Raw genomic sequence first — 1,127 nt, forward strand, 5'->3', positions numbered from 1 at the left:
CGCTGAGGCTGCTGCGGCGTCGGCTGCGTACACCGAGGCGTCCACGCAGGCGTCGACCACGGCGGACACTGAGGCGAACGCGGCTGCTGAGGCTGCTGCGGTTGCTGCGTCGAACACCGAGGGTGACGACGACACGAACGCTTCGGCGTCGGCGGAGGCTTCGGCTGCTGCGGAGGGTGACAACTCTTCGCAGGCTGAGGCTGCTGCGTCGTCTGCCGCGACCGCGGACGCGACGGCGGGTGCCACGACCGAGGGCTCGACCGAGGGCACGACCGAGGCTGCTGCTGCGACCGAGGGCACGTCCGAGGCCGCTACCGAGGGCACGACCGAGGCTGGTTCGAACGTGAACGCGTCGGCTTCGGCTGCTGCGGACGCGAACGCGAACCCGGCGGCCGAGGCTGCGGCGTTCACCGAGGCTGACTCGGCGACGACTGCTGCGGGCACGGTGGATGCGTCTGCTGCTGCACAGTCGGCGGCCTACACGGAGGCGTCGACCAACGCGTCGACCACGGCGGACACCGAGGCGAACGCTGCAGCTGAGGCTGCTGCCGTTGCTGCGGCCAACACCGAGGGTGATGACGACACGAACGCTGCTGCGTCGGCCGACACGTCGGCTGCGGCTGAGGGCAACGCGTCGTCGCAGGCTGAGGCTGCGGCCTCGTCCGCCGCGACCGCGGACGCGACGGCGGGTGCCTCCACTGAGGGCTCGACGCAGGCTGACTCGAACGTGAACGCGTCGGCTTCGGCTGCTGCGGATGCGAACGCCAGCCCGGCTGCTCTCGCTGCGGCGACGGCGGATGCTGAGACGACGGCTTCGGCCGCTGCGACGGCAGACGCTGAGGCTGCTGCGGCGTCGGCGGCGTACACCGATGCGTCGACCAACGCGTCGACCACGGCGGACACCGAGGCGGATGCTGCTGCCTCGGGTGCGGCTGTTGCTGCGGCGAACACCGAGGGTGACGACGACACGAACGCTGCTGCGTCGGCTGACACGTCGGCTGCTGCGGAGGGTGACAACTCTTCGCAGGCTGAGGCTGCGGCGTCGTCGGCTGCGACCGCGGACGCGACGGCGGGTGCCACGACCGAGGGCTCGACCGAGGCGGCTGCTGCGACCGAGGGCACGTCTG

Annotated in this window: 1 pseudogene; it reads left to right on the forward strand. The window is 71.7% G+C overall.

The features are described 5' to 3' along the window. Positions 1-1,127 (forward strand): annotated as a pseudogene (locus ACFT55_RS13195) (hypothetical protein); the annotation flags it as partial.

This window comes from Isoptericola sp. NPDC057191 (genome assembly GCF_042670225.1).
Lineage (GTDB): Bacteria > Actinomycetota > Actinomycetes > Actinomycetales > Cellulomonadaceae > Isoptericola.